The organism is Streptomyces sp. NPDC059906, assembly GCF_042730645.1.
GTDB lineage: Bacteria > Actinomycetota > Actinomycetes > Streptomycetales > Streptomycetaceae > Streptomyces > Streptomyces rubrogriseus.
In genome coordinates, this window is record NZ_JBHWKU010000014.1 from 89781 (window position 1) to 110956 (window position 21176).

Annotated in this window: 21 protein-coding genes and 1 pseudogene; 14 read left to right on the plus strand and 8 right to left on the minus strand. The window is 73.2% G+C overall.

What is annotated here, in order from left to right:
- The first annotated feature begins 159 nt into the window (after positions 1–159).
- From ACFV9J_RS21975 to rfbB, 3 genes are all read left to right on the plus strand, one after another.
- Positions 160–2646, plus strand: a complete 2487-nt coding sequence (locus ACFV9J_RS21975; protein ID WP_385356494.1) for a SpoIIE family protein phosphatase — start codon at positions 160–162, stop codon at positions 2644–2646.
- 100 nt (positions 2647–2746) lie between these two features.
- Entirely contained in the window at positions 2747–2926 is a 180-nt protein-coding gene (locus tag ACFV9J_RS21980; RefSeq protein ID WP_385356496.1) for a hypothetical protein, read from the plus strand.
- Positions 2927–3103: 177 nt separating this feature from the next.
- Positions 3104–4078 (plus strand): dTDP-glucose 4,6-dehydratase, encoded by a 975-nt coding sequence (gene rfbB, locus ACFV9J_RS21985; protein ID WP_385356498.1) that lies wholly within the window; start codon positions 3104–3106, stop codon positions 4076–4078.
- A gap of 19 nt (positions 4079–4097) precedes the next feature.
- On the opposite strand, the gene ACFV9J_RS21990 is transcribed toward rfbB, so the two are convergent.
- Entirely contained in the window at positions 4098–4682 is a 585-nt protein-coding gene (locus ACFV9J_RS21990) for a hydrolase (RefSeq protein ID WP_385356499.1), read from the minus strand.
- 122 nt (positions 4683–4804) lie between these two features.
- Here ACFV9J_RS21990 and ACFV9J_RS21995 point away from each other — a divergent pair, with 122 nt between their 5' ends.
- Positions 4805–5305 carry a metallophosphoesterase family protein gene (locus ACFV9J_RS21995; protein WP_385356500.1) on the plus strand — a complete coding sequence of 167 codons (501 nt, stop codon included), beginning with the start codon at positions 4805–4807 and terminating at the stop codon, positions 5303–5305.
- Between the two features lie 399 nt (positions 5306–5704).
- On the opposite strand, the gene ACFV9J_RS22000 is transcribed toward ACFV9J_RS21995, so the two are convergent.
- Complete coding sequence (locus ACFV9J_RS22000) at positions 5705–6070, minus strand: nuclear transport factor 2 family protein (protein ID WP_385356501.1); 366 nt, start codon at positions 6068–6070, stop codon at positions 5705–5707.
- Between the two features lie 181 nt (positions 6071–6251).
- On the opposite strand from ACFV9J_RS22000, the gene ACFV9J_RS22005 reads away from it, so the two are divergent.
- A complete protein-coding gene (locus tag ACFV9J_RS22005) occupies positions 6252–6536 on the plus strand; it encodes a hypothetical protein (RefSeq protein ID WP_385356502.1) in 285 nt (94 codons plus the stop codon).
- Positions 6537–6544: 8 nt separating this feature from the next.
- Here ACFV9J_RS22005 and ACFV9J_RS22010 read toward each other — a convergent pair.
- Positions 6545–8330, minus strand: a pseudogene (locus tag ACFV9J_RS22010) (ABC transporter ATP-binding protein).
- Between the two features lie 177 nt (positions 8331–8507).
- Here ACFV9J_RS22010 and ACFV9J_RS22015 point away from each other — a divergent pair.
- The 3 genes from ACFV9J_RS22015 (at position 8508) to ACFV9J_RS22025 (ending at position 11307) form a co-directional block, all read left to right on the plus strand.
- Positions 8508–9596, plus strand: coding sequence for an S-(hydroxymethyl)mycothiol dehydrogenase (locus ACFV9J_RS22015; RefSeq protein ID WP_385356503.1), 1089 nt, complete (start codon positions 8508–8510; stop codon positions 9594–9596).
- The gene (locus tag ACFV9J_RS22020) at positions 9596–10225 is read left to right on the plus strand and encodes an MBL fold metallo-hydrolase (protein ID WP_385356504.1); all 630 of its coding nucleotides are present in this window, start codon (positions 9596–9598) and stop codon (positions 10223–10225) included. The genes ACFV9J_RS22015 and ACFV9J_RS22020 overlap by 1 nt, the downstream gene beginning before the upstream one ends.
- 155 nt (positions 10226–10380) lie before the next feature.
- Positions 10381–11307: an SDR family oxidoreductase gene (locus tag ACFV9J_RS22025; RefSeq protein WP_385356505.1), complete on the plus strand. Its 927-nt coding sequence runs from the start codon at positions 10381–10383 to the stop codon at positions 11305–11307.
- Here the strand turns inward: ACFV9J_RS22025 and ACFV9J_RS22030 are convergent.
- Positions 11291–11830: a hypothetical protein gene (locus ACFV9J_RS22030; RefSeq protein WP_385356506.1), complete on the minus strand. Its 540-nt coding sequence runs from the start codon at positions 11828–11830 to the stop codon at positions 11291–11293. The genes ACFV9J_RS22025 and ACFV9J_RS22030 overlap by 17 nt on opposite strands.
- Positions 11831–11880: 50 nt before the next feature.
- On the opposite strand from ACFV9J_RS22030, the gene ACFV9J_RS22035 reads away from it, so the two are divergent.
- Positions 11881–12681 carry an SDR family NAD(P)-dependent oxidoreductase gene (locus ACFV9J_RS22035; protein ID WP_385356508.1) on the plus strand — a complete coding sequence of 267 codons (801 nt, stop codon included), beginning with the start codon at positions 11881–11883 and terminating at the stop codon, positions 12679–12681.
- Positions 12682–12886: 205 nt separating this feature from the next.
- Entirely contained in the window at positions 12887–13582 is a 696-nt protein-coding gene (locus ACFV9J_RS22040) for a L,D-transpeptidase family protein (protein WP_385356509.1), read from the plus strand.
- Positions 13583–13615: 33 nt separating this feature from the next.
- Here the strand turns inward: ACFV9J_RS22040 and ACFV9J_RS22045 are convergent, their stop codons facing one another.
- Positions 13616–14803 carry a Gfo/Idh/MocA family protein gene (locus ACFV9J_RS22045; protein WP_385356510.1) on the minus strand — a complete coding sequence of 396 codons (1188 nt, stop codon included), beginning with the start codon at positions 14801–14803 and terminating at the stop codon, positions 13616–13618.
- 174 nt (positions 14804–14977) lie between these two features.
- Here ACFV9J_RS22045 and ACFV9J_RS22050 point away from each other — a divergent pair, with 174 nt between their 5' ends.
- Together ACFV9J_RS22050 and ACFV9J_RS22055 are read left to right on the plus strand one after the other, a co-directional pair.
- On the plus strand, positions 14978–16144 hold the full coding sequence (locus tag ACFV9J_RS22050) for an ROK family protein (protein WP_385356511.1): 1167 nt from the start codon (positions 14978–14980) through the stop codon (positions 16142–16144).
- Positions 16145–16335: 191 nt separating this feature from the next.
- On the plus strand, positions 16336–16521 hold the full coding sequence (locus ACFV9J_RS22055) for a hypothetical protein (RefSeq protein ID WP_003978128.1): 186 nt from the start codon (positions 16336–16338) through the stop codon (positions 16519–16521).
- 73 nt (positions 16522–16594) lie between these two features.
- Here the strand turns inward: ACFV9J_RS22055 and ACFV9J_RS22060 are convergent, their stop codons facing one another.
- A complete protein-coding gene (locus tag ACFV9J_RS22060; protein ID WP_385356512.1) occupies positions 16595–17959 on the minus strand; it encodes a S1 family peptidase in 1365 nt (454 codons plus the stop codon).
- Positions 17960–18110: 151 nt separating this feature from the next.
- Between ACFV9J_RS22060 and ACFV9J_RS22065 the strand changes: the two genes are divergently transcribed.
- Both ACFV9J_RS22065 and ACFV9J_RS22070 read left to right on the plus strand, forming a co-directional pair.
- Positions 18111–19292, plus strand: a complete 1182-nt coding sequence (locus ACFV9J_RS22065; RefSeq protein ID WP_385356514.1) for a MalY/PatB family protein — start codon at positions 18111–18113, stop codon at positions 19290–19292.
- 51 nt (positions 19293–19343) lie between these two features.
- Entirely contained in the window at positions 19344–19751 is a 408-nt protein-coding gene (locus tag ACFV9J_RS22070) for a PPOX class F420-dependent oxidoreductase (RefSeq protein WP_385356516.1), read from the plus strand.
- A gap of 7 nt (positions 19752–19758) precedes the next feature.
- Here the strand turns inward: ACFV9J_RS22070 and ACFV9J_RS22075 are convergent, their stop codons facing one another.
- Entirely contained in the window at positions 19759–20181 is a 423-nt protein-coding gene (locus ACFV9J_RS22075) for a zinc ribbon domain-containing protein (protein WP_356856064.1), read from the minus strand.
- A gap of 182 nt (positions 20182–20363) precedes the next feature.
- Positions 20364–21098 carry a TetR family transcriptional regulator gene (locus ACFV9J_RS22080; protein ID WP_385356518.1) on the minus strand — a complete coding sequence of 245 codons (735 nt, stop codon included), beginning with the start codon at positions 21096–21098 and terminating at the stop codon, positions 20364–20366.
- Positions 21099–21176 lie beyond the last annotated feature (78 nt).

Below are 21176 nucleotides of genomic sequence, written 5' to 3' on the forward strand. Positions count from 1 at the left end.
GGCGCGGATGGCTCGGCGCCGCCGGTCTGCCCCCCCGGGCCGCGCTGCCTGACGCACCGGTTCGTGCTCCTCTGCGCGGCGGCCGCGGGTGCGGAGCGCCTGTCCGCGAGCCCCGGAGTGCTCCTGATCGCCGGTCCCCGGTCCCCAGGGGCTGCGCGGATGCCGTACAAGCGCTGTAATGGCGAGGTGGCCGGAGAGGACGCTGCGGAACGCGGACCGAGGACGCTGCGTGCCGAGGGCGCCCTGAACGCGATCGTGGCCGGACCGGTGCCGCAGGAGCGGCTGCGCCCAATCCTCGAGCAGGCGCTGGTCTTCGCGGGCGCCTCCTTCGCCGCGCTCTACACGCCGGGCGACGACCGCGAGCTGCTCTGCCTGGTCGAGTCGGCCGGAGTACCCCGCACCCTGTACGGCGTACGCGACAGCTACCCCGCGTCCGGCGGCTCCCCGGTCGCCGACGCCCATCGCGCCGGCGAGGCGGTGTGGATCGGGCCGGAGGAGTTCGCCGGAACGGCGGAGTCACGGCATGTGCCGTCGAGCGGCTTCTCGCTCGCCGTCCTGCCGGTGCGCGGGGACGGCGGCGGCTGCTTCCTCGCCCTGACCGAGCGCCCGGACGGGTTCGACGCCGACGACCGTACGTGCCTGGAGGTGATCGCCGAGGCGATGACCTGCCCCGCCCCGGCCGGGACCGCCGACCGCGCCGAGGCCGGTGACCTCCAGCCGGACGCCTTCACCCTGGCCATGGACACCGGCCGGGCGGAGGTCGGCGACGACATCCTGCGGCTGTTCGGACTGGCTCCCGGGGAGTTCGACGGCAAGGTCGAGACGCTGCTCGGCCTCACCGTGCCGGAGGACCTGCCGTCCCTGATGTCGGTGACCGAGTCCGACCACCTGACGATCGGCGAGCGCGAGCTGGAGTTCCGGGTGCTGCAGCCCACCGGCCCGCCGAAGTGGCTGCGGCTCAGCGGGCGCCTGCTGCCCGGCGGCGACGGCCGGCCGGCCCTCCTGGTCGGCACCGTCGCCGACGCCTCCACCCTGCGCCCGGACGTGACCGACGTCGCCCGCGTGCAGCGGCTGGCCGCCGCGCTCGCCACCGCCGGGACGGTCCGCGACGTCAGCCAGGCCGTCGTCGCCGCCCTGCGCAGACCGCTGCGGGCCGACCGCATCGCGCTGGCCGAGCTGGAGAACGACCGGCTCGTCGTCACCGTCCTCGACCCGCCCGACCCCGAGTCCTGGCCCGAACTGTGGCGCCTGGAGTGGCGCACCGAGTGGCCGGACGCCCCGGTACGGGCCATGCCCACCCTGGCCGCCGCGCTGCGCGAGGGCCGCGCCCGGATCTGGCCCGCCGGCACCGGCGACCTGGAACCCGCCCTCGCCGACGTCGGCCCCGGCGGCCTCGCCGTGCTGCCGCTGCCCGCCGGCGGGCGCATGGCCGGGGCCTGCCTGATCGGCTGGGACACCCCGCACGACTTCGGCCCCGACGAACGCGCCCTGCTCACCGCCTCCGCGGGCCTGGCCGGGCAGGCCCTGATGCGCGCCCACGCCTTCGACGCCGAGCACGAGCTGGTCGGCATGCTCCAGCGACAGCTGCTGCCGCGCCGCCTGCCCAAGCTGCCCGGCGCGGTCGCCGTCGCCCGCTACCTGCCCAGCACGGCGGGCCTGGAGCTGGGCGGCGACTGGTACGACGTGATCCCGCTGCCCGACCACCACGTCGCCCTCGTCATCGGCGACGTCCAGGGCCACAGCGCCGGCGCGGCCACCCTCATGGGCCAGATGCGCACCGCCCTGCGCGCCTACGCCGTCGAGGGCCACCCGCCGGACGTCGTGGTCTCCCACGCCAACCGGCTGCTGACGGGCATGGAGACCGACCTCTTCGCCACCTGCGTCTACGTCGACCTCGACATGGAGGAGGGCTCCGCCTGGTGCGTGCGCGCGGGGCACCTGCCACCGGTGCTGCGCCACCCCGACGGCAGCACCGAGATCGCGGAGGTGGAGGGCGGCCCACCGCTCGGCGTGGTGACGCAGGCCGACTTCCCGATGAGCCCGCTGCGGCTGCGGCCCGGCACGCTGATCGCCCTCACCACGGACGGCCTCGTGGAGACGCCGGAGTCCGACATCGACGAGGGCATGGACCGGTTCGCACACGCGCTGGCCGTGTCCGCCCCCGGCCACCTCGGACTCGTCGCCGACGCCCTGCTCGGCAACGCGCGCCGCAACGACGACGTGGCCCTGCTGCTGGTGCGCTACGACGGAATGGCCCTGCGCCCGTTGCGCGAGAGCTGGTCGGTGTGGCGGCTGCCCGAGGCCGTGCGGCACGCCCGCCGCTTCACCCGGCGCACCCTGCGCACCTGGGGCGTACCGGACGACGACATCGACGCAGTGCTCCTGATCGTCTCCGAGCTGGTCACCAACGCCCTGGTGCACACCGACGGCAAGGTACGGCTCGACCTCACCCTGATCGGCGGACGGCTGCGCGTGGCCGTCGCCGACGCCTCGCCGCGCACGCCCGTCAAGCCGACCAGCATCGGCTGGGAGGCCACGGGCGGACGCGGCATCCTCCTGGTCGAGGCGATGTCGGCGACCTGGGGGACGCTGCCGGTCAGCGGGGGCAAGCAGGTGTGGAGCGAGATCCCGGTGGGCGGCGGCTGAGCCGCGCAGCCCGCACGCCCCCCGGGTTTCACGGGTCCCCGCACGGGGACCCGCAGGGGCGAGCACACCAGAAGCGGAACCAGAAGGAAGATGATGCCCCGTGACCACGGACACCGGCGGCAAACCCGCCGTCCGTCGGCTGGAGACAGGATGGTCGAAGGCCCGCCGCCTGCGCAGCAGGGGCGTGATGCGCACCTGCGTACCCGCCGTGGAGGACGGCAGCACCGTCCGCGCACCGCATTCGGGCCAGGAGTCGAACATCGTCCGGGGCGAGGACTGACCGAGCCCCGAGGGTGGTGACACCGCCCAGCGCGCCGGCCTTGGTGCCGGCGCGGTGCGCGTTCCGGGGCGGTCGCGGACCGCGAGGGGCACGCCGGTAGCGTCACAGGAGTCCCGCACCACCCGAGTCCCCCACCCGCAAGAGGGCACGAGCCCGCGACAAGGCACGGATCCGCTCATGAACATCCTGGTCACCGGCGCCGCCGGCTTCATCGGCTCCCGGTACGTCCGCGGGCTCCTCGCCTCCGACGCGCCCGGCGCCCCGCGGGTCACCGTGCTGGACGCCCTCACCTACGCCGGAACCACCGCGAACCTCGAACTCGGCCACCCCCGGCTGGAGTTCGTGCACGGCGACATCCGCGACGCGGCGCTCGTGGACAGGCTGACGGCCGGGGCCGACCAGGTGGTGCACTTCGCCGCCGAGTCGCACGTGGACCGCTCCATCCACGCCGCCTGCGACTTCGTCCTCACCAACGTCGTCGGCACCCAGAACCTGCTGGACGCCGCGCTGCGGCACGGCGTGGGGCCCTTCGTGCACGTCTCCACCGACGAGGTCTACGGCTCCCTCGGCTCCGGCTCGGCGACCGAGGAGCACCCCCTGCGGCCGAGCTCCCCGTACTCCGCCTCGAAGGCTTCGGGCGACCTGCTGGCCCTCTCCTACCACCGCACCCACGGCCTCGACGTACGGGTGACCCGGTGCTCGAACAACTACGGCCCGCACCAGTTCCCCGAGAAACTCGTGCCGCTGTTCGTCACCCGTCTCCTGGACGGCCACCGGGTCCCGCTGTACGGGGACGGCCGCAACGTCCGCGACTGGCTGCACGTCGACGACCACTGCCGGGGCGTCGACCTGGTCCGCACCCGCGGCCGGGCCGGCGAGGTCTACAACATCGGCGGCGGCACCGAGTTGAGCAACCGCGACCTCACCGGCCTGCTCCTGGACGCCTGCGGCGCGGGGCCGGACCGCATCGTGCACGTCGAGGACCGCAAGGGCCACGACCTGCGCTACTCGGTCGACTGGAGCAAGGCCCGCGAGGAGCTGGGCTACCGCCCTCAGCGCGACTTCGCGACCGGGCTGGCCGAGACCGTCGCCTGGTACCGGGACAACCGGGCCTGGTGGGAGCCGCTGGAGCGGTGTGCCGACGCGGGCTGACGGGCCTCGTCCGTGCGGGTCAGCCGTGCGTCTTGGCCAGCAGTTCCAGGATGTCCCGCGTCGTGCCCGTCTCGCCCAGGCGCGGGAAGATCCGCTCGACGCTGCCCCGGTGCGCCTCGGCACTCATGTCGCTCATGGCGTCGGTCGCGAGGGTGACGTGATAGCCGTGCTCGTGCGCGGCCCGGGCGGTGGACTCCACACCGATGCTGGTGGCGATGCCGGTCAGCACGATCTGGGTGACGCCGCGGCGGCGCAGCTGGACATCGAGGCCGGTGCCGTGGAAAGCGCCCCAGTTGCGCTTGGTGACGGTGAGGTCGCCGGGGTGCCCGGCCAGTTCGCCGACGACGACGTCCCAGCCCTCGGGCCGCGGCCCGCCGGCGCCGCCGGCCTCCGTACGACCGGGCACGGCGTCCGCCCCGTCGGCGGCGAAGGAGACCCGGACCAGCACCACGGGCAGGTCGCGGGCCCGGAAGGCTTCGGCCAGTTCGGCGCTGCGGGCCACGACCTCGGCGCCGGTGTACGGCTCGGTGGGCGCGGCGACGATCCCGGCCTGGAGGTCGATCACGACGAGGGCGGTACGGGGGTCCAGGGCGGTGACGGTCATGGGGTGGTGCCTTTCGGACGGTTCTCACACGGTTCGGCCGCGATCGACCCCACGGTAAGTTCGACAGGTAAAACTGTCCAGCTAAGCCTGCACAGTTTTACCTGTCGATTAAGCTGGACCACGTGCGTCTGCTGATCACGTCCGACACCCACCTGCCCAAGCGCGCGAAAGAACTGCCGGCGCCGCTGCTGGCCGAAATTCCGCGCGCGGACGTCGTCCTGCACGCGGGGGACTGGGTCGACACGGCCACACTCGACCTGCTGGAGAGCCGCAGCCGCAGACTCGTCGGCGTCCACGGAAACAACGACGGACCCGCGCTGCGTGCCCGGCTGCCCGAGGTGGCGTACGTGGACCTCGGCGGCCTGCGCTTCGGCGTCGTCCACGAGACGGGCGCCGCACAGGGGCGGGAGGCCCGCTGTGCCGCCCTCTTCCCCGGCCTGGACGTCCTGGTCTTCGGGCACAGCCACATCCCCCGGGACACCACCGCCGCCACCGGCCTGCGGCTGCTCAACCCCGGGTCGCCGACGGACCGGCGCCGTCAGCCGTACCACACCTACATGACCGCCACGGTCGCCGGCGGCCGGCCGCGGGACGTCGAGCCGCACCGGCTGCCGCCGCGGTGAGCGGCGGCCCACAGCGGGACGGGCGGCACCCGTGAGGGCGCCGCCCGGTGCGGACCGGGCCGCTCCGTGTCGCGGGAAGCGGCCCGGGCGCTTCTTCTGGAGTGCGCTGTCACGGACCTCCTTCCGGGGCAGTGGTGTCGAGGGCATGCATGCCTCGTCCGTTGCCGGGCGACTACCCGGGACGGGCCGGCTCACACATGCGCGCGGGTACGGCCCGCCGGGCCCGGACCGCGTGGTGTCTCGGTCGGCCGACGGGCACGGAGACCGACGTCTCGCCGGTGCCGAGACCTGGCAGTACGGCTTCGACTCGTCGGGCGAGAAGACGGCGGGCCGCACCGCGTCCGAGTGCTCGCCGAGGCCGACCGCGTCGAGCCGCTCGCGCATGTCGATGCCCCCCGGCTACTCGTCCCAGGCCTGGATCATGGTCTGCTCGACGATCTCACCGTCCCGCAGCGACAGCATCGACTCCGCGAGCACCCGCACGCCGTCCGGATAGGTGCACTCCTCGGAGAACGCGACCTGGTCGCCCTGGACCACACAGCGTGCCATCCGGTGGGTCATGTCGCGGCTGTAGACGTCGTCGAGCATCTCGGCGATCTCGTCCCGGCCGTGCAGGACCTTGGGGCGGCTGGGCTGGTCGTACCGGTCGACGACGCGGACCTCCGCGTCCCGCGCGTACAGCGACAACAGGGGTGCCGCCGTCTCTCCTTCGATGGCCCGGCGCAGCGCTTCGGTGTCGAAGCCGGGGCCTGCCGTGGTACCCATGACGACCTCCTTCGGACGTCGAGGGCCGCGACCCGGAGCCCGAAGGGGCCGCCTCGGCCCTCTCCCTTCGAGCTTCCTCCGTCCGGGCGGCCACGGCAACGGTGACCGTGACACTGGTCCTCACGGGTGAGCGGCGCCGCCCGCCCGTGTCCAGGCCGTGCCCGCCCGCGTTGCTCAGCACATGATCTCAACACGACGTATCGCCGCCGTCGTCGGGCTCGCCGCCGGTGTCACCGGCCTCGCCGCCCCGATGGCGAGCGCGGCCGGCGGGGGTCCGCTGGGCACGGAGAAGCTCAGCGTGACGAACACCCTCGACTCGCTCGCGGTCGGTGACATGCCCGCCGAGGACCGGGCCCGGATGCCGCTCCCTTCCCAGCAGCTGAACCGGCTGCACGACCTCCAGCAACTCCAGCAGGTCACCGGCCTGGTCTCGCCCGTCTTCGGCGTGGTCCCCGCCCTGGGCTGACGCCCGCGTCAGCCACCGGTCGCCAGGAACTGGGTGGCCGCCAGCTCCGCGTACAGCGGATCGGTGGTCACCAGCTCCCGGTGCGTGCCGACCGCACGCACGCGCCCCGCGTCCATCACCACGATCCGGTCCGCCATCGTCACCGTGGACAGCCGGTGCGCGACCACCAGTACCGTGGTCGTCCGGGCCACGTCCGCCACGGTGTCGCGCAGCGCGGCCTCGTTGACCGCGTCCAGCTGCGAGGTGGCCTCGTCGAGCAGCAGCAGACGCGGCCGGCGCAACAGCGCACGGGCGATCGCCACCCTCCCCCAGTGCCTGAACGGCCTGGGGGCACCCCCAGCGCTCACCCCCGGACAACTTCGTGCCCCGATGCCCGACCAGCGTCTCCAGGCCGCTCGGCAGCCGCTCCACCAGAGAGTCCAGACGCGTCGTCTTCAGCACGGTGGTGAGCGTGCCCTCGTCCGCCTCCGGATTGCCCAGCAGCAGGTTGTCCCGCAGCGAGCCGGACAGCACCGGGGCGTCCTGCTCCACATAGCCGATCGAGGCCCGCAGTGAGGCCAGTTCCCACTCCGCGAGGCTCCGGCCGTCCAGCGTGATCTCCCCGGCACTCGGGTCGTAGAACCGCTCGATCAGGGAGAAGACGGTGGTCTTGCCCGCGCCCGACGGGCCGACGAACGCCGTCATCCCCCGGGCCGGCACCTCGAAGCTCACCCCGTGGTGGATGTACGGCAGGTCGTCGGCGTAGCGGAAGCGGACGTCGTGGAAGGCGACGGACGCAGGCTGCGCTCCGGGCGACGGCAGCGGGACCGGCCGGGCCGGCGGCTCCGCGGGCAGGCGCAGCGCGTCCTGGATCCGGCCCAGCGCCGCCCGTCCCGTCTGGTACTGCGTGATCGCGCCGACGACCTGCTGGATCGGGGACATCAGATAGAAGACGAACAGCAGGAACGCGACCAGCGTGCCCACGTCGATCGCTCCCGTCGCCACCCGCGCCCCGCCCACCGCGAGCACCGTGATGAAGGCGATCTGCATCGCGAGCCCCGCCGTGTTGCCCGCGGCGGCCGACCACTTGGCGGCCCGCACGCTCTGCCGCCAGGACTCCTCGGCGGCCTCGTGCAGCACCCGCTCCTCCCGGGGCTCGGCACCCGACGCCTTCACCGTGCGCAGCGCGCCGAGGATCCGCTCCAGCGCGGCGCCCATCACACCCACCGCGTCCTGCGCCTGCCGGCTCGCCCGGTTGATGCGCGGCACGATCAGCCCCAGCACCGTGCCCGCGCCCAGCACCACCGCCAGCGTCACCCCGAGGAGCACCGGATCGACGACGCCCATCATCACCAGCGTCGCCACCAGCGTCAGCCCGCCGGTGCCGAGGCCGATGAGGGAGTCGGTGGTCACCTCGCGCAGCAGCGTCGTGTCGGAGGTGATCCGGGCCATCAGGTCACCGGGCTCGGTGCGGTCCACCGCCGCGATCCGCAGCCGCAGCAGATACGACGACAGGGTGCGCCGCGCCCCGAGCACCACCGACTCCGCGGTGCGCCGCAGCACGTACGAACCCAGCGCGCCCAGCGCCGTGTTGGCGACCACCAGCCCCGACATGGCCAGCAGCGCCCCGGTGATGGTCCGGTCGTGCGCCAGGTCGTCGATCAGCTCCCGCGCCACCAGCGGCAGCAGCAGCCCGGTGGCGCCCGTGACCAGGGAGAGCAGCGCGCCCGCCAACAGCGCCGTGCGGTGCGGTCGTACGTAGGACAGGAGCAGCCGCCAGGCGGGCGTACCGGTCTGAGGCTGTGCGGTGGTCACGTCGCTCCTTCGGCACACGGACGGGGCACTCAGGCTACGTCGGCGCCGTACGGCACGACGCGCCGGTCCGCGCGAGACCTCCCGCACTGCCTGAACCGCCCTGTCACCTGCCCCTTTCCGATCACTTGCGCGTAGGGTCTGGGGGAACGCTGAACGGCCGAGGAAGGGGTCAGGACCATGGCGCAGGAAGTACGCGGCGTGATCGCGCCGGGCAAGGACGAGCCGGTGCGGATCGAGACGATCGTCGTGCCGGACCCCGGCCCGGGCGAGGCCGTGGTCAAGATCCAGGCCTGCGGGGTGTGCCACACCGACCTGCACTACAAGCAGGGCGGCATCAACGACGAGTTCCCGTTCCTGCTCGGCCACGAGGCCGCGGGCGTGGTCGAGTCGGTCGGCGCCGGGGTCACCGACGTGGCCCCCGGTGACTTCGTGGTTCTCAACTGGCGCGCCGTGTGCGGCACCTGCCGGGCCTGTCTGCGCGGACGGCCCTGGTACTGCTTCGACACCCACAACGCCGAGCAGAAGATGACCCTCGCGTCGACCGGCCAGGAGCTGTCCCCGGCGCTCGGCATCGGCGCCTTCGCCGAGAAGACCCTGGTCGCCGCCGGACAGTGCACCAAGGTCGACCCGGCGGTCTCGGCCGAGGTGGCCGGGCTCCTCGGCTGCGGGGTGATGGCCGGCATCGGCGCCGCCATCAACACCGGCAACGTCGGCCGCGGTGACACCGTCGCCGTCATCGGCTGCGGCGGCGTCGGCGACGCGGCGATCGCCGGGTCGTACCTGGCGGGCGCGTCGAAGGTCATCGCCGTGGACATCGACGACCGCAAGCTGGAGACCGCCCGTTCCATGGGCGCCACCCACACCGTCAACTCCCGCGGGACCGACCCCGTCGAGGCGATCCGCGAACTGACCGGCGGCTTCGGCGCCGACGTCGTCATCGAGGCCGTCGGCCGCCCGGAGACCTACCGCCAGGCCTTCTACGCCCGCGACCTGGCCGGCACCGTCGTCCTGGTCGGCGTGCCCACTCCCGAGATGAAGCTGGAGCTGCCGCTGCTCGACGTGTTCGGCCGCGGCGGCTCGCTCAAGTCCTCCTGGTACGGCGACTGCCTGCCCTCCCGCGACTTCCCGATGCTCGTCGACCTCCACCTCCAGGGCCGCCTGGACCTCGGCAAGTTCGTCACCGAGACCATCCGCCTCGACGAGGTGGAGCAGGCCTTCGACCGGATGCACGCCGGTGACGTGCTGCGCTCGGTGGTGGTGCTCTGATGGCTCCCCGCATCGAACGCCTCGTCACCTCCGGGCAGTTCAGCCTCGACGGCGGCACCTGGGACGTCGACAACAACGTCTGGCTGGTCGGCGACGACCACGAGGTGGTGGTCATCGACGCCGCCCACGACGCCGACGCCATCGCCGAGGCCGTCGGGGACCGGCGGCTCACCGCCATCGTGTGCACCCACGCCCACAACGACCACGTGGGCGCCGCGCCCGCGCTCGCCGAGCGCACCGGCGCCACCGTCTGGCTGCACCGTGACGACCTGCCCCTGTGGCGGCAGACCCATCCCGACCGCGACCCGGACGCGTGGCTGACCGACGGCCTCGTCATCGAGGCCGCCGGCGCCGATCTGACCGTCCTGCACACCCCGGGCCACGCGCCCGGCGCGGTCTGCCTCCACGACCCCGGTCTCGGCACCGTGTTCACCGGCGACACCCTCTTCCAGGGCGGACCGGGCGCCACCGGCCGCTCCTACTCCCACTTCCCGACCATCATCGACTCCATCCGCGACAAACTGCTCGTCCTCCCGCCCGAGACCGAGGTCCGCACCGGTCACGGCGATTCCACGACCATCGGCGCCGAGGCCCCCCACCTGGAAGAGTGGATCAAGCGCGGGCACTGACCGGGACGGTCGCCGCCGAGACCGCCCCGGCACGTGCCCAAACGCGTAAACGCGGGGACACGCGGTAAAGGTGACAGAAGATGTCCGGCTTCCCGGGCACTCTCGAACACGACATCGCTCGTGCGGGACGTGTGGGAGAGGAACGGAAGCCGGACATGACAGGGTCATCGAAAGGTCCGCTGGCGGGCAGGGTCGCACTGGTCGCCGGGGCGACCCGCGGCGCCGGCCGGGGCATCGCCGTCGAACTGGGCGCGGCCGGCGCCACCGTCTACGCCACCGGCCGCAGCACCCGCGCCCGGCGCTCGGAGTACGACCGCCCCGAGACCATCGAGGACACCGCCGACCTGGTCACCGAGGCGGGCGGCCACGGCATCGCGGTACCCGCCGACCACCTCGACCCGGCCCAGGTCGCCGCCGTCGTCGACCGGATCGCCAGCGAACAGGCCCGCCTCGACATCCTGGTCAACGACATCTGGGGCGGCGAGACCCTCTTCGAGTGGGACAGCCCCGTCTGGGAGCACGACCTCGACAACGGCCTCAGACTGCTGCGGCTCGCCGTCGAGACCCATGCCATCACCAGCCACCACGCGCTGCCGCTGCTGCTGCGCCGTCCCGGCGGACTGGTCGTCGAGGTCACCGACGGCACCGACGCCTACAACCGCGACCACTACCGCAACTCGTTCTTCTACGACCTCGCCAAGACGTCCGTCCTGCGGATGGCCTTCTCCCTCGGGCACGAGGTGGGACCGCGGGGCGCCACCGCCGTCGCGCTGACCCCCGGCTGGCTGCGTTCGGAGATCATGCTCGACCACTTCGGCGTGCGCGAGGAGAACTGGCGCGACGCCCTCGACCGCGTCCCGCACTTCGCCATCTCCGAGACGCCCCGCTATGTCGGCCGCGCCGTCACCGCCCTCGCCGCCGACCCCGGGGTGGCGCGCTTCAACGGGCGGTCCTTCTCCAGCGGCTCGCTCGCCGGGGAGTACGGCTTCACCGACCTCGACGGCAGCCGCCCGGACGCCTGGCGCTATCTCGTGGAGGTCCAGGACGCGGACAAACCCGCCGACGTCACGGGGTATCGCTGACGGGCGGCAACGGCCACCGGGCGCCGTGCCCCGGTGGCAGCGCCAGGTCCTCCCGCACGGCGGTGTAGTAGCCCTCGCGTGCGGTGCGCTGCCGCTCCAGCAGGGCCCGCCAGGCATCCGGGTCGCGGGTCTCCTCGCGCAGGAAGCGCTCCATCTCCATCACCGCCACCACCCAGATGCGCGCCTTCTCCACCACGTCCCTGCTGCCCAGCAGGAGCAGTGCCTCACCGGCCGGGTCCCGGGCGACGGCGGCCTCCGCCTGGGCCGGCGCGGCCTCCCGGGGCGTCAGCGGATGCGGATGGAGGTCGTTGCCGAGGTGGGCGGCGACCCGGTACGTCAGCGTGACGGAGGTCTTCACGGTCCGCGCGTAGTCGGAGTACACGGCGAGCCTGCGTTCCTCCCAGCGGGCCGCGCTCTCGCGCCGGAACCGGGCCCGGTCACCGCGGACCACGGCGAGATAGGAACCGAGCGCGCCGATGACGACGCCCATGAGTGCGGGGAGTTGCTGCAGGAACGCGGACATGGCCGCACGCTATCTGCCCCTGTGATCGTCGCGGTACTACCGTCTGCCCCATGACGGACACCAGGCGATTCACCGACCACGCGGCACTCGTGACGGGCGCGGCCCGGGGCATCGGCGCGGCCACCGCACGCCGGCTCGCCACGGAGGGGGCCCGGGTACTGCTGACCGACGTGGACCTCGTGGCGGCGCGGCGGACGGCGGCGGAACTGGCGGACGACGGGCTCGACGCGACCGCGTTCGCCTGCGACGTGAGCGACCGGGCGTCCGTAGAGAGGGCCGTCGCCCACGCCGTGGAAACCTTCGGCGGCCTGGACGTGCTGGTCAACAACGCCTTCGCCTGCACGCCGGACGCCCCGCTCTTCGAGGACGAGCCGGACGAGGTCTGGGCCCGCGACCTCGATGTCACCCTCACCGGCGCCCACCGCTGCTGCCGGGCCGCGCTGCCCCACCTCGCGACCTCCGGACGCGGCGCGATCGTGAGCATCGGCTCGGTCAACGGGGTCCAGGACTTCGGCAACCACGCCTACAGCGCGGCCAAGGCGGGTCTCGCCTCGCTGACCCGCACCCTCGCCGGACACGCGGGCCCGCGCGGCGTCCGCGTCAACCTCGTCACGCCGGGCACGGTGCGCACCACGGCCTGGGAGGGCCGGGACGAGGAACTGGCGGCGGTGCGGGGGCTGTACCCGCTGGGGCGGGTCGGCGAGCCCGAGGACGTCGCGGCGGCCGTCGCCTTCCTCGCCTCGCGCGACGCCGCCTGGATCACCGGGACCACCCTGGCGGTCGACGGCGGCCTGACCGCGGTCAACACCGGCTTCCGGCGGGCGATCGCGCGGGCGGAGGGCGCGGACTGACGCACCAGGGCGGGCCGGTGCGGCCAGGCGAGGTCCGGTGCGGTCAGGTGCGGTCCGGTGCGGTCCGGTGGTGTTTGTCACGGTTGCGTCGCGGCGGCGGGCGGCAGGCAACCAAAGCCGCCGGGCGGCGGTCTAGCTTGCCGGGATCGCACGAAGGCGACCTTCCGCCCAGCGCACCGCCTCGACGCGAAAGGCATGACCGGCCATGGGGGACATACGCAGACGGGGAGCCGTCGCACTCGGGGTCACCGCACTGGTGGCACCGCTCACACTCGCGCTCACGGCGGCACCGGCCCAGGCCGCGAGCTGCACCGCGAAGGCGGGTCCGTACCAGAAGAAGGCGGAGAAGTTCCTCGGCCGCAAGGCCGACGGCAAGCAGTCCACCGCCGACTGCAAGGCGATCCGCGCCTTCCAGACCAAGCACGGCATCCAGCCCGACGCCGGCTACGCGGGTCCCGTCACCTGGGGAGTGATGGACCTGATGACGAAGCAGAAGGCCGTCGGAAAGAACCCGAACAAAGCCGGCAAGTGCCCCACCAACAAGGGCCGCGTCGCCTGCGTGAACCTCAGCCTCCAGCTGAGCTGGATCCAGGACGGCAAGAAGCTGGTGTACGGGCCGGTGCCGGTCCGCACCGGGCGCAACGGCTACGAGACCCGCACCGGTCTGAAGAAGGTCTACTGGCGCAACATCGACCACGTCTCGACCATCTACCACGTGCCGATGCCCTACAGCCAGTTCTTCGACGGCGGCCAGGCCTTCCACTCCGTCGGCGTCAGCATGTGGAACCCGCCGGGCTCGCACGGCTGCGTCAACATGACGAAGACCGCCGCCAAGAAGTACTGGTCCCTGCTGAAGAAGGGCGACGACGTCTACGTGTACGGCCGCAAGCCGGGCACCTGACGGACACGGGCGCGCGGCTCGCGCAGCGGCGCCTCACCGCCCGGGAGCGTCCCCGAAGTCCGGGATCTGCAGCCGGACCCCGCCCTGCCGTGCGGAGTCGTGCGCGACGATGCCCGGCAGCGTGTAGCGGGCGGCCACCCACGCGTTCACGGACGGCAGCGTCCGGGAGTTGACCGCGGTCACGAAGTCGTCCGCCAGGAAGTGGTGGCTGCCCTCGTGGTCGTAGGCCCGCGGCAGCCGCGCCCGGTCGTGCACCGGCGCCGAACCCGAGGTGAAGGCGGCCCGCAGCTTTGGCGCGACGTGCTGGAGCGACGGGTCGTCGGGGGACGTGGTGGGCTTGGGCTGCAGCAGTTCGCTGATGTCCGCCACCCCGGTCCTGTCCTGCCACAGCGCCACCGTGGCCAGCTGCTCCATGCTCGCCTCCGTGCCGAAGAACCGGAAGCGCGACTCCCTGATGTGCGAGGGATAGCCGACCCGGCGGAACTCGTTGGTGCGGAACGACCCGCCGCCGGCCACCTCGAACAGCGCGGTCGCGTTGGACACGTCGTTGTCGAACCGGCTGACCGACCGGTCGAAGACCCCGTCCCCGCGCTCGTCCACCACGCCGATCGCCGAGACGCTGACCGCGTGCGTCCGCCAGGCGCCCAGCACCCCGCCCACCGAGTGCGTGGGGTACAGCAGCGGGGGATAGCTGGCGGTGGCCTTCCAGTCCTCGCCGCCGCTGTACCGGTACGCGTCGTAGAAGCCGAGGTCCATGTCGTGGACGTAGTCGCCCTCGGCGTGGAAGAGCCTGCCGAAGGCGCCCTCGGCGATCTTGTTGCGGGCGTGCACGGTCGCCGGGTTGTACTGGCTGGTCTCACCCATCATGTACGTCAGGCCGGTCGCCCTGACCGCGTCGATGATGTCCGCGATCTCCTGCGCGCTGATCGCCATGGGGACCGCCGAGTAGACGTGCTTGCCCGCGCCCAGCCCCTGGAGCACGAGCGGGCCGTGGGTCCAGCGCTGGGTGAAGATCGCGACGGCGTCGACCGCCCTGGACTCCAGCATCGCCTCGTAGCCCGGGAAGGTGCCGGCCAGGCCCTCGTCGGCGGCGAGCCGCTCGGCCCGCTCCGGCAGCAGGTCGGTGACGTACACGTCACGTACGCCCGGGTGTGCCCGGAACAGCCTGGCGAACTGCCCGGAGAACTGGCCGGCACCGACGATGCCGATGGAGAACGTCATGGATGGCGTGCCCTTCACTGTCGCGTGCGGCGGCGCGGACTCATTTACTTTCGATGCAGAACAATGTCGCCGTCAAGGGGGCGCGGAAACATCCATCCACGGCTCCTCCGCAGATCCTGCGGGCGTAAAATCACCTTGTTATTTCCGATGTGGAAGAAACCGGAGCGCGAGCCCATGCCCACACGTCCCGAAAGCTGGCCGCCCCTGAGCCCCGGGGAACGCGCCGTTGCGATCGAGGTCCTCCTGCACGGCCCGCTCTCGCGCAGCGAGATCGCCCGGCGGCTCGGCCTCTCGCCCGGCAGCCTGACCCGGCTGACCAAACCGCTCATCGAGTCGCGGCTGCTGGTCGAGGTCCCGGAGGTAGGCGGCGGCCCGGCCGGAGTGCGGCAGGGGCGCCCGTCCCGGCCGCTCGACGTGGTCGCGGACTCCCGGTACTTCCTCGGCTTCAAGATCACGCAGGACATGGTGTACGGCGTCGTCACCACCCTCAGGAGCGAGATCGTCGCCCGCCACGACCGCGCGCTCGCCACCCACGACCCCGCCGAGGTCGTCGAGCTGCTGGCCGGCATGACCGCCGAACTGTCCCGTGGCCGGCCCGGGGTCGCCGGGATCGGCATCGGCGTCGGCGGGCTCGTCGAGGACCGTGCCGTCGTCGGCGAGTCACCCTTCCTGGGCTGGCGCGGGGTGCCGCTGGCCGCGCTGGTGGAGGAGCGCACCGGGCTGCCCGTCGTCGTCGAGAACGACACCGCCGCCTTCGTGGAGGCCGAGACCTGGTTCGGGGCGGGGCGCGGACTGGACCGGTTCGTCGTCCTCACCATCGGTGCCGGCATCGGGTACGGGCTGGTACTGGGCGGCAGGCGGGTGCCGTACGCCGGGGACGAGGACCGAGACTTCGGGCGGCACTGGATCCTCGACCCCCACGGGCCGCTCACCCCCGACGGGCGGCGCGGCAGCGCCGTCTCCCTGCTGACCATCCCCAACATGCGCTATCAGGTGCGGGCCGCGACCGGCCACGACCTGACCTACGAGGAGATCCTCGCGTCCGCCGCCGCCGGGGAGCCCATGGCCGCGCGGGTCGTGACGGAGGCCGGGCGGGCGCTGGGCACCCTGGTGGCGCAGATCGCCAACTTCGTGATGCCGCAGAAGATCCTGCTCGCGGGAGAGGGGGTCGGGCTGATGGAGGTGGCGGGCGACACGGTCGCGGAGGCCGTCCGGGACAACCGGCATCCGCGGGCCGCGCCGGTCGGCCTGGAGACCCGGGTGTCCGACTTCCACGACTGGGCCCGGGGCGCGGCCGTGCCGGCGATCCAGGTGCTGGTGCTGGGGGCCGCGCCGGTGTGAGCGGCTCCGGTGCGAGCGGGCGAGGCGATCGGGCGGGGCGAACGGGCGGGCCGTGTGCGGCAGAACACATCTGTTGCGAACGAACTCGCCGGTAGGTCTTGACAGATGGGAGCATGGACGTGATCAGTAACACTGTCCGATATGTCCGCTTGGCTCGCGATTACTCACATCGTCTTCACGCGGGGCGCCGTATGCTTCACAGCATGTCCACCACTGTTGAACCCTCCTCCGAGCGATCGGCTGCCGAGGTCAACGAGGAGATCCGGGCCCTGTGGCTCCGGTCGGGCGGGACACTGAGCGTCGAGCAGCGCGCGGAGTACCAGCGGCTCGTCATGGAGTGGGCCAACGCGGCCCCGGAGTCCGTGAAGGCCGCCTGACCGGCGCCGCCCAGGACTCCTCGCCGTCCCGGCCCGCCGACAGCCCCGAGGGCCGGGCCTCGTACCGCCCCTCTCAGCTCCACGTCGCCGAGTACCGCCGCCGATAGGCCTTGCGGTCCTGCTCCTCGCGAATCCACCGCGTGGCCACCAGCGCCACCAGGCTGCCCGCGACCACCAGCAGGCCCGGTCCTATGTTCCGGCGGTCGGTGAGCCGGGCGAGCAGGGTCGAGCCGTCGGCGCCCGCCACGGGGGCCGACGCCCCCGCACCGGAAGTGCCCGGCGCCCGGGTGCCCGGTGCCTGGCCGGCCGGTGCCGAGGGGCCCGCGGCGGCACCCTCCCGCCCCGGGACGATCAGCCGGACCCCGAGCGACGCCATGGCCTCCGGCAGCGGCTGGAAGAACGTGGTGCCGCCCTTGGCGCAGTCGCCACTGCCACCCGACGTCACCCCGAGCGCGACGCCCTCGGAGAACATCGGCCCACCGCTGTCCCCGGGTTCGGCGCACACGTCGGTCTCGATCAGACCGGTGACCGTGCCCTCCGGGTAGTTGACCGTCGCGTCCAGCGCCGTCACCCGGCCGTCGCGCAGCCCGCTGGTGCTCCCGCTGCGGAACACCCGCTGCCCGACCGCCGGTTCGCCCGCCCCCGTGATCCGCACCCCCTTGCCGTCGCCGACCGCCACCACGTCGGCGCCGTCGCCCGCCTCGCCGTCGGCGTACTCCACCAGGGAGAAGTCGTCCCCGGGGAAGCTCCCGGCGACCGTCCTGCCGACCTGCCCGTCACCCGGGCGGTCGCCGAACCAGACGGAGCCCGTCGGGCCGCAGTGCCCGGCGGTCAGGATGAAGTCGTTCGTGCCGTCGGTCACGTTGAACCCCGCCGAGCAGCGGCCCGCCGTGGACAGGATCGGCTCCGCCCCGTTCAGACGGGTGGTGAACGTGCCCTCCGTACGCTCCATGCGGACGAACCCGCCGATGCCCTCCGCGACTCCCGTCAGCCGCGACCAGTCCGACCCGGAGACCGTGCGGTCGCCCCGGACCACCACCTCGTTGGAGCGGTAGTCGAGCGCCCACGCGGTACCGGCCACGCGGGGCGCCGAGCGCAGCGTCGAGGCCGCCGACCTCAGCTCGGCCATGCTGTGCCGCACCCGCTTCGCCGTCGCACCCGCCCGCCGCACCGCCTCGGCAGCGCGCTCGTCCGTCACCGCCACCACCGGCCGCCCGTCGGAGTCGACCCAGTGACCCGCCGTACGATCCGTGCCGAGCCGGGACACGAGGCCGGCGCCGGCGCCGGACGGGGGCTGCGCGAAGGTGTGCGGCGCGGCGGACGCGTCGGGCGGCTCACTCGCCACGGCCCGGGTGACCATCGTCCCCCCGAGCAGCAGTCCGCCGACGGCCGCGAGCCGCGCCACTCGCCGGACGATGCGTCGTCGTGCGTGCCTCATGCCTGCGCTCCCGAACCCGACCGCGCGGCGTCGCCGCCGCGGGGGCCTCCGGACGTCGAGCACCCTCCTCCCATACGGCGGCGGGAACCTCGGTGTTCACCGGGCCGGCGTCCTGTTCCCCGGCCCCGTCACCGCGTCCTATCTTGGCCCCATGACCAGCAACCCGTGGGACCAGGCCGGTGAACCGAACCCGCTGCGCGCACTCACCCTGGACCAGTTGCGCCGACGTACCAGCATGAAGTGGCGCACCCACCCGGCGGACGTACTGCCGCTGTGGGTGGCCGAGATGGACGTACCGCTCGCCCGACCCGTCGTGCGTGCCGTCACCGACGCCATGGAACTCGGCGACACCGGCTACCCCGTCGGCACCGCCTACGCCGAGGCCCTCGCCGCCTTCGCCGGCAAGCGGTGGGGCTGGGACGGCCTGGCCGTGGAACGGACGGCGATCGTGCCCGACGTGATGCTGGGCGTGGTCGAGATGCTCAAACTGGTCACCGGGCCCGGCGACCCGGTGATCGTCAACCCGCCGGTGTACCCGCCGTTCTACCAGTTCGTCACCCACATGGACCGGCGCGTCGTCGAGGCGCCCCTCGGTCCCGACCTGCGGATCGACCTCGGCGTGCTGGAGGAGGCCTTCCGGCGGGCCGTCGCGGGCGGTGGCCGGGCGGCCCACCTGCTGTGCAGCCCGCACAACCCGACCGGCACCGTGCACACCGCCGGGGAACTGGCGGCCGTCGCCGCCCTGGCGGAGCGGTACGGCGTCCGGGTCGTCGCCGACGAGATCCACGCTCCCCTCGTCACCGCCCCCGACGCGCGGTTCGTGCCCTACCTGAGCGTGCCCGGCGCCGAGCGCGGCCTCTCCCTGATGTCGGCGTCCAAGGGATGGAACCTCGCCGGGCTCAAGGCGGCCCTGGCCGTCGCGGGCCCCGGGGCCGCCGCCGACCTGGCGCGGATGCCCGAGGAGGTCGGTCACGGGCCGAGCCACATCGGCGTCCTCGCCCACACCGCCGCCCTGCGCGACGGAACCGCCTGGCTGGACGCCGTACTCGCCGGGCTCGACGAGAACCGGCGGCTGCTCACCGGCCTGCTCGCCGAGCGGCTGCCCGGCGTCGTGCACCGCACCGGGGAGGCGACCTACCTCGCCTGGCTCGACTGCCGCGCCCTCGGCCTCGGTGACGAACCGGCCGACGTCTTCCTCGACCGGGGCCGGGTGGCCCTCAGCTCCGGCATTCCCTTCGGCAGCGGCGGGGCGGGGCACGTGCGGCTCAACCTGGCCACCTCGCCGGAGGTGCTCACGGAGGCGGTGCGGAGGATGGCGGCCGCCCTGGAGTGAGGCGGGGGAGGCGACGCGGGGGGCCGGCGGGCGGGCCTAGACTCCCGGAGCATGGACGACGACGCGTCACTGGACCGGCTCGGCGCCGGCAAGTACCTGCTGGTCACCACGTACCGGAAGAACGGCACGCCGGTCGCCACCCCGGTGTGGGTCGTGCGGGACGGGGACGCGCTCGGCGTCTGGACCGTGGCCGACTCCTGGAAGGTCAAACGCGTGCGCAACCGCGCCGACGTCCTGGTCGGCCCCTGCGACGTGCGCGGCAGGCCCACCGGCGAGCAGGTCCCGGGGTTGGCGGAGATCTGCGATGCGGCCACCACGGCCCGCTACCGGCGGCTGCTCGCCCGCAAGTACGGCGTCGTCGGCCGGCTCACCCTGCTCGGCAGCAGGCTGCGCCGCGGGCTCGACGGCACCCTGGGAATCCGCGTCACGCTCACGTCCGGGACACCGGCCGGGAACTGACCCGGCCTCAGGTCCAGGCCCGGTACGGCTCGTCGACCAGCTGGAAGACCGGCTCGCCGCGCACCGGGTCCTTGGCCGTGGACAGCCGCACCCGGTCCCCGCTGTGTATGCCGATCAGCGGACCCATCACCCGGCCGCGCAGCACGAACCCCTCGGCCATCTCGATGAGGGAGACATTGCGTGCGGCCGGGGTGTTGCGGTGCACCACCGTGGCGTGGCGCACCGTCCCCGTGCCCTCGCTCCGCTCCGTCCGCAGCTCGCTGCCGCGACAGACCGGGCACAGCACCCGGTGGTACACGGCGGTGCCGCACCAGGTGCAGCGCTGGTAGAAGACGGCCTCGGTGTCCGGGCCCCGGTCCTCGGCCCTCGGGTCGAGCAGGCCCGTCGCGGGGCCGGCCGCCTGCTGAGCGACGTTTCCTGAGTGGTACACGCTGGTCAACTCCCTGCGCTCGGGCCGGAATCCCGCGTGCGCGGTCACCGGGCACGCGGATGCGCGGCTCACCGTGCCGCCGTGCACGCACCACAGCGTATGGCACTGAGTGTCAAGCGTAAAGGCACTCGGTACCCTTTATTGCGGGTGAATCGGTGCGTGAGAGGCGTCGTTCCCGGCCGTCAGTCGTGCGCGAACGCCGTCTCGATCTCCCGCAGCACCTGCCACAGCGGTGTCCCGCGACGCGCGGCCACGACCACCACGTCCTCGGGCGAGGTGCCGCGGGGCGGCACCGGAACGTCGCCGAACGCGGACTGCGCGTACGCCAGTGCGTGGTCCACCGCGGCGCCCGCGTCGTCGAGCCCGTCCGAGCGCAGCCAGGACCGCAGGGCGTTGTTGTGTGCCGCGACCACCGCGGCCGCGATCACGTCGGCGCGCAGACTCCCGTCCGGGCGTCCGCCCAGCCGCCCGCGCAGGTACTCGGCGAGGGCCCGCTCGTAGCGCCACACCACCGACAACTCGTAGGCGCGCAGGCCGGGGACCTTCTTGGTGAGGCGGTAGCGCTGCACGGAGAACGCCGGGTTCTCGGCGTACATGCCCAGGACGAGCCGGGCCGCGTCGCAGACCCGCCGCACCGGGTCGGCGTCCTCGGGCGAGCGGGCCAGGAACGCCTGCATGTCGGCCAGGCACCGTTCGTGGTCGGGGAAGACCACGTCGTCCTTGGACGGGAAGTACCGGAAGAAGGAACGCCGTCCGACGCCGGCGAGGGCAACGATGTCGTCCACGGTGGTCTGTTCGTACCCCCGCTCCAGGAACAGCCGGAACGCCGCCGCGACCAGCGCCTCCCGCATCGGCGGCCGGACCTCCGCCGCGTCCGTCCCGTCCCCGCGGCGGGGCGCCGCACTGCTGGTGCTCATGAAGGGGAACGTAGCAGCCCGCAGAGCTGCATGGCACTCAGTGCAGGAACCAGAGGGAACTGAGTGCACCTGCCGTCC

What these genes read in the sequence shown, in the direction of transcription:
- ACFV9J_RS22000 (WP_385356501.1), bottom strand. Translation starts at nt 6,070, where the DNA reads ATGGGTACCACGGCAGGCCCCGGCTTCGACACCGAAGCGCTGCGCCGG.
- ACFV9J_RS22070 (WP_385356516.1), top strand. Translation starts at nt 19,344, where the DNA reads ATGGACGACGACGCGTCACTGGACCGGCTCGGCGCCGGCAAGTACCTG.
- ACFV9J_RS22025 (WP_385356505.1), top strand. Translation starts at nt 10,381, where the DNA reads ATGACAGGGTCATCGAAAGGTCCGCTGGCGGGCAGGGTCGCACTGGTC.
- ACFV9J_RS22015 (WP_385356503.1), top strand. Translation starts at nt 8,508, where the DNA reads ATGGCGCAGGAAGTACGCGGCGTGATCGCGCCGGGCAAGGACGAGCCG.
- ACFV9J_RS22080 (WP_385356518.1), bottom strand. Translation starts at nt 21,098, where the DNA reads ATGAGCACCAGCAGTGCGGCGCCCCGCCGCGGGGACGGGACGGACGCG.
- ACFV9J_RS22065 (WP_385356514.1), top strand. Translation starts at nt 18,111, where the DNA reads ATGACCAGCAACCCGTGGGACCAGGCCGGTGAACCGAACCCGCTGCGC.
- ACFV9J_RS21975 (WP_385356494.1), top strand. Translation starts at nt 160, where the DNA reads ATGCCGTACAAGCGCTGTAATGGCGAGGTGGCCGGAGAGGACGCTGCG.
- ACFV9J_RS22020 (WP_385356504.1), top strand. Translation starts at nt 9,596, where the DNA reads ATGGCTCCCCGCATCGAACGCCTCGTCACCTCCGGGCAGTTCAGCCTC.
- ACFV9J_RS22030 (WP_385356506.1), bottom strand. Translation starts at nt 11,830, where the DNA reads ATGTCCGCGTTCCTGCAGCAACTCCCCGCACTCATGGGCGTCGTCATC.
- ACFV9J_RS22005 (WP_385356502.1), top strand. Translation starts at nt 6,252, where the DNA reads ATGATCTCAACACGACGTATCGCCGCCGTCGTCGGGCTCGCCGCCGGT.
- ACFV9J_RS22055 (WP_003978128.1), top strand. Translation starts at nt 16,336, where the DNA reads ATGCTTCACAGCATGTCCACCACTGTTGAACCCTCCTCCGAGCGATCG.
- ACFV9J_RS21990 (WP_385356499.1), bottom strand. Translation starts at nt 4,682, where the DNA reads ATGACCGTCACCGCCCTGGACCCCCGTACCGCCCTCGTCGTGATCGAC.
- rfbB (WP_385356498.1), top strand. Translation starts at nt 3,104, where the DNA reads ATGAACATCCTGGTCACCGGCGCCGCCGGCTTCATCGGCTCCCGGTAC.
- ACFV9J_RS22045 (WP_385356510.1), bottom strand. Translation starts at nt 14,803, where the DNA reads ATGACGTTCTCCATCGGCATCGTCGGTGCCGGCCAGTTCTCCGGGCAG.
- ACFV9J_RS22040 (WP_385356509.1), top strand. Translation starts at nt 12,887, where the DNA reads ATGGGGGACATACGCAGACGGGGAGCCGTCGCACTCGGGGTCACCGCA.
- ACFV9J_RS22035 (WP_385356508.1), top strand. Translation starts at nt 11,881, where the DNA reads ATGACGGACACCAGGCGATTCACCGACCACGCGGCACTCGTGACGGGC.
- ACFV9J_RS22060 (WP_385356512.1), bottom strand. Translation starts at nt 17,959, where the DNA reads ATGAGGCACGCACGACGACGCATCGTCCGGCGAGTGGCGCGGCTCGCG.
- ACFV9J_RS22050 (WP_385356511.1), top strand. Translation starts at nt 14,978, where the DNA reads ATGCCCACACGTCCCGAAAGCTGGCCGCCCCTGAGCCCCGGGGAACGC.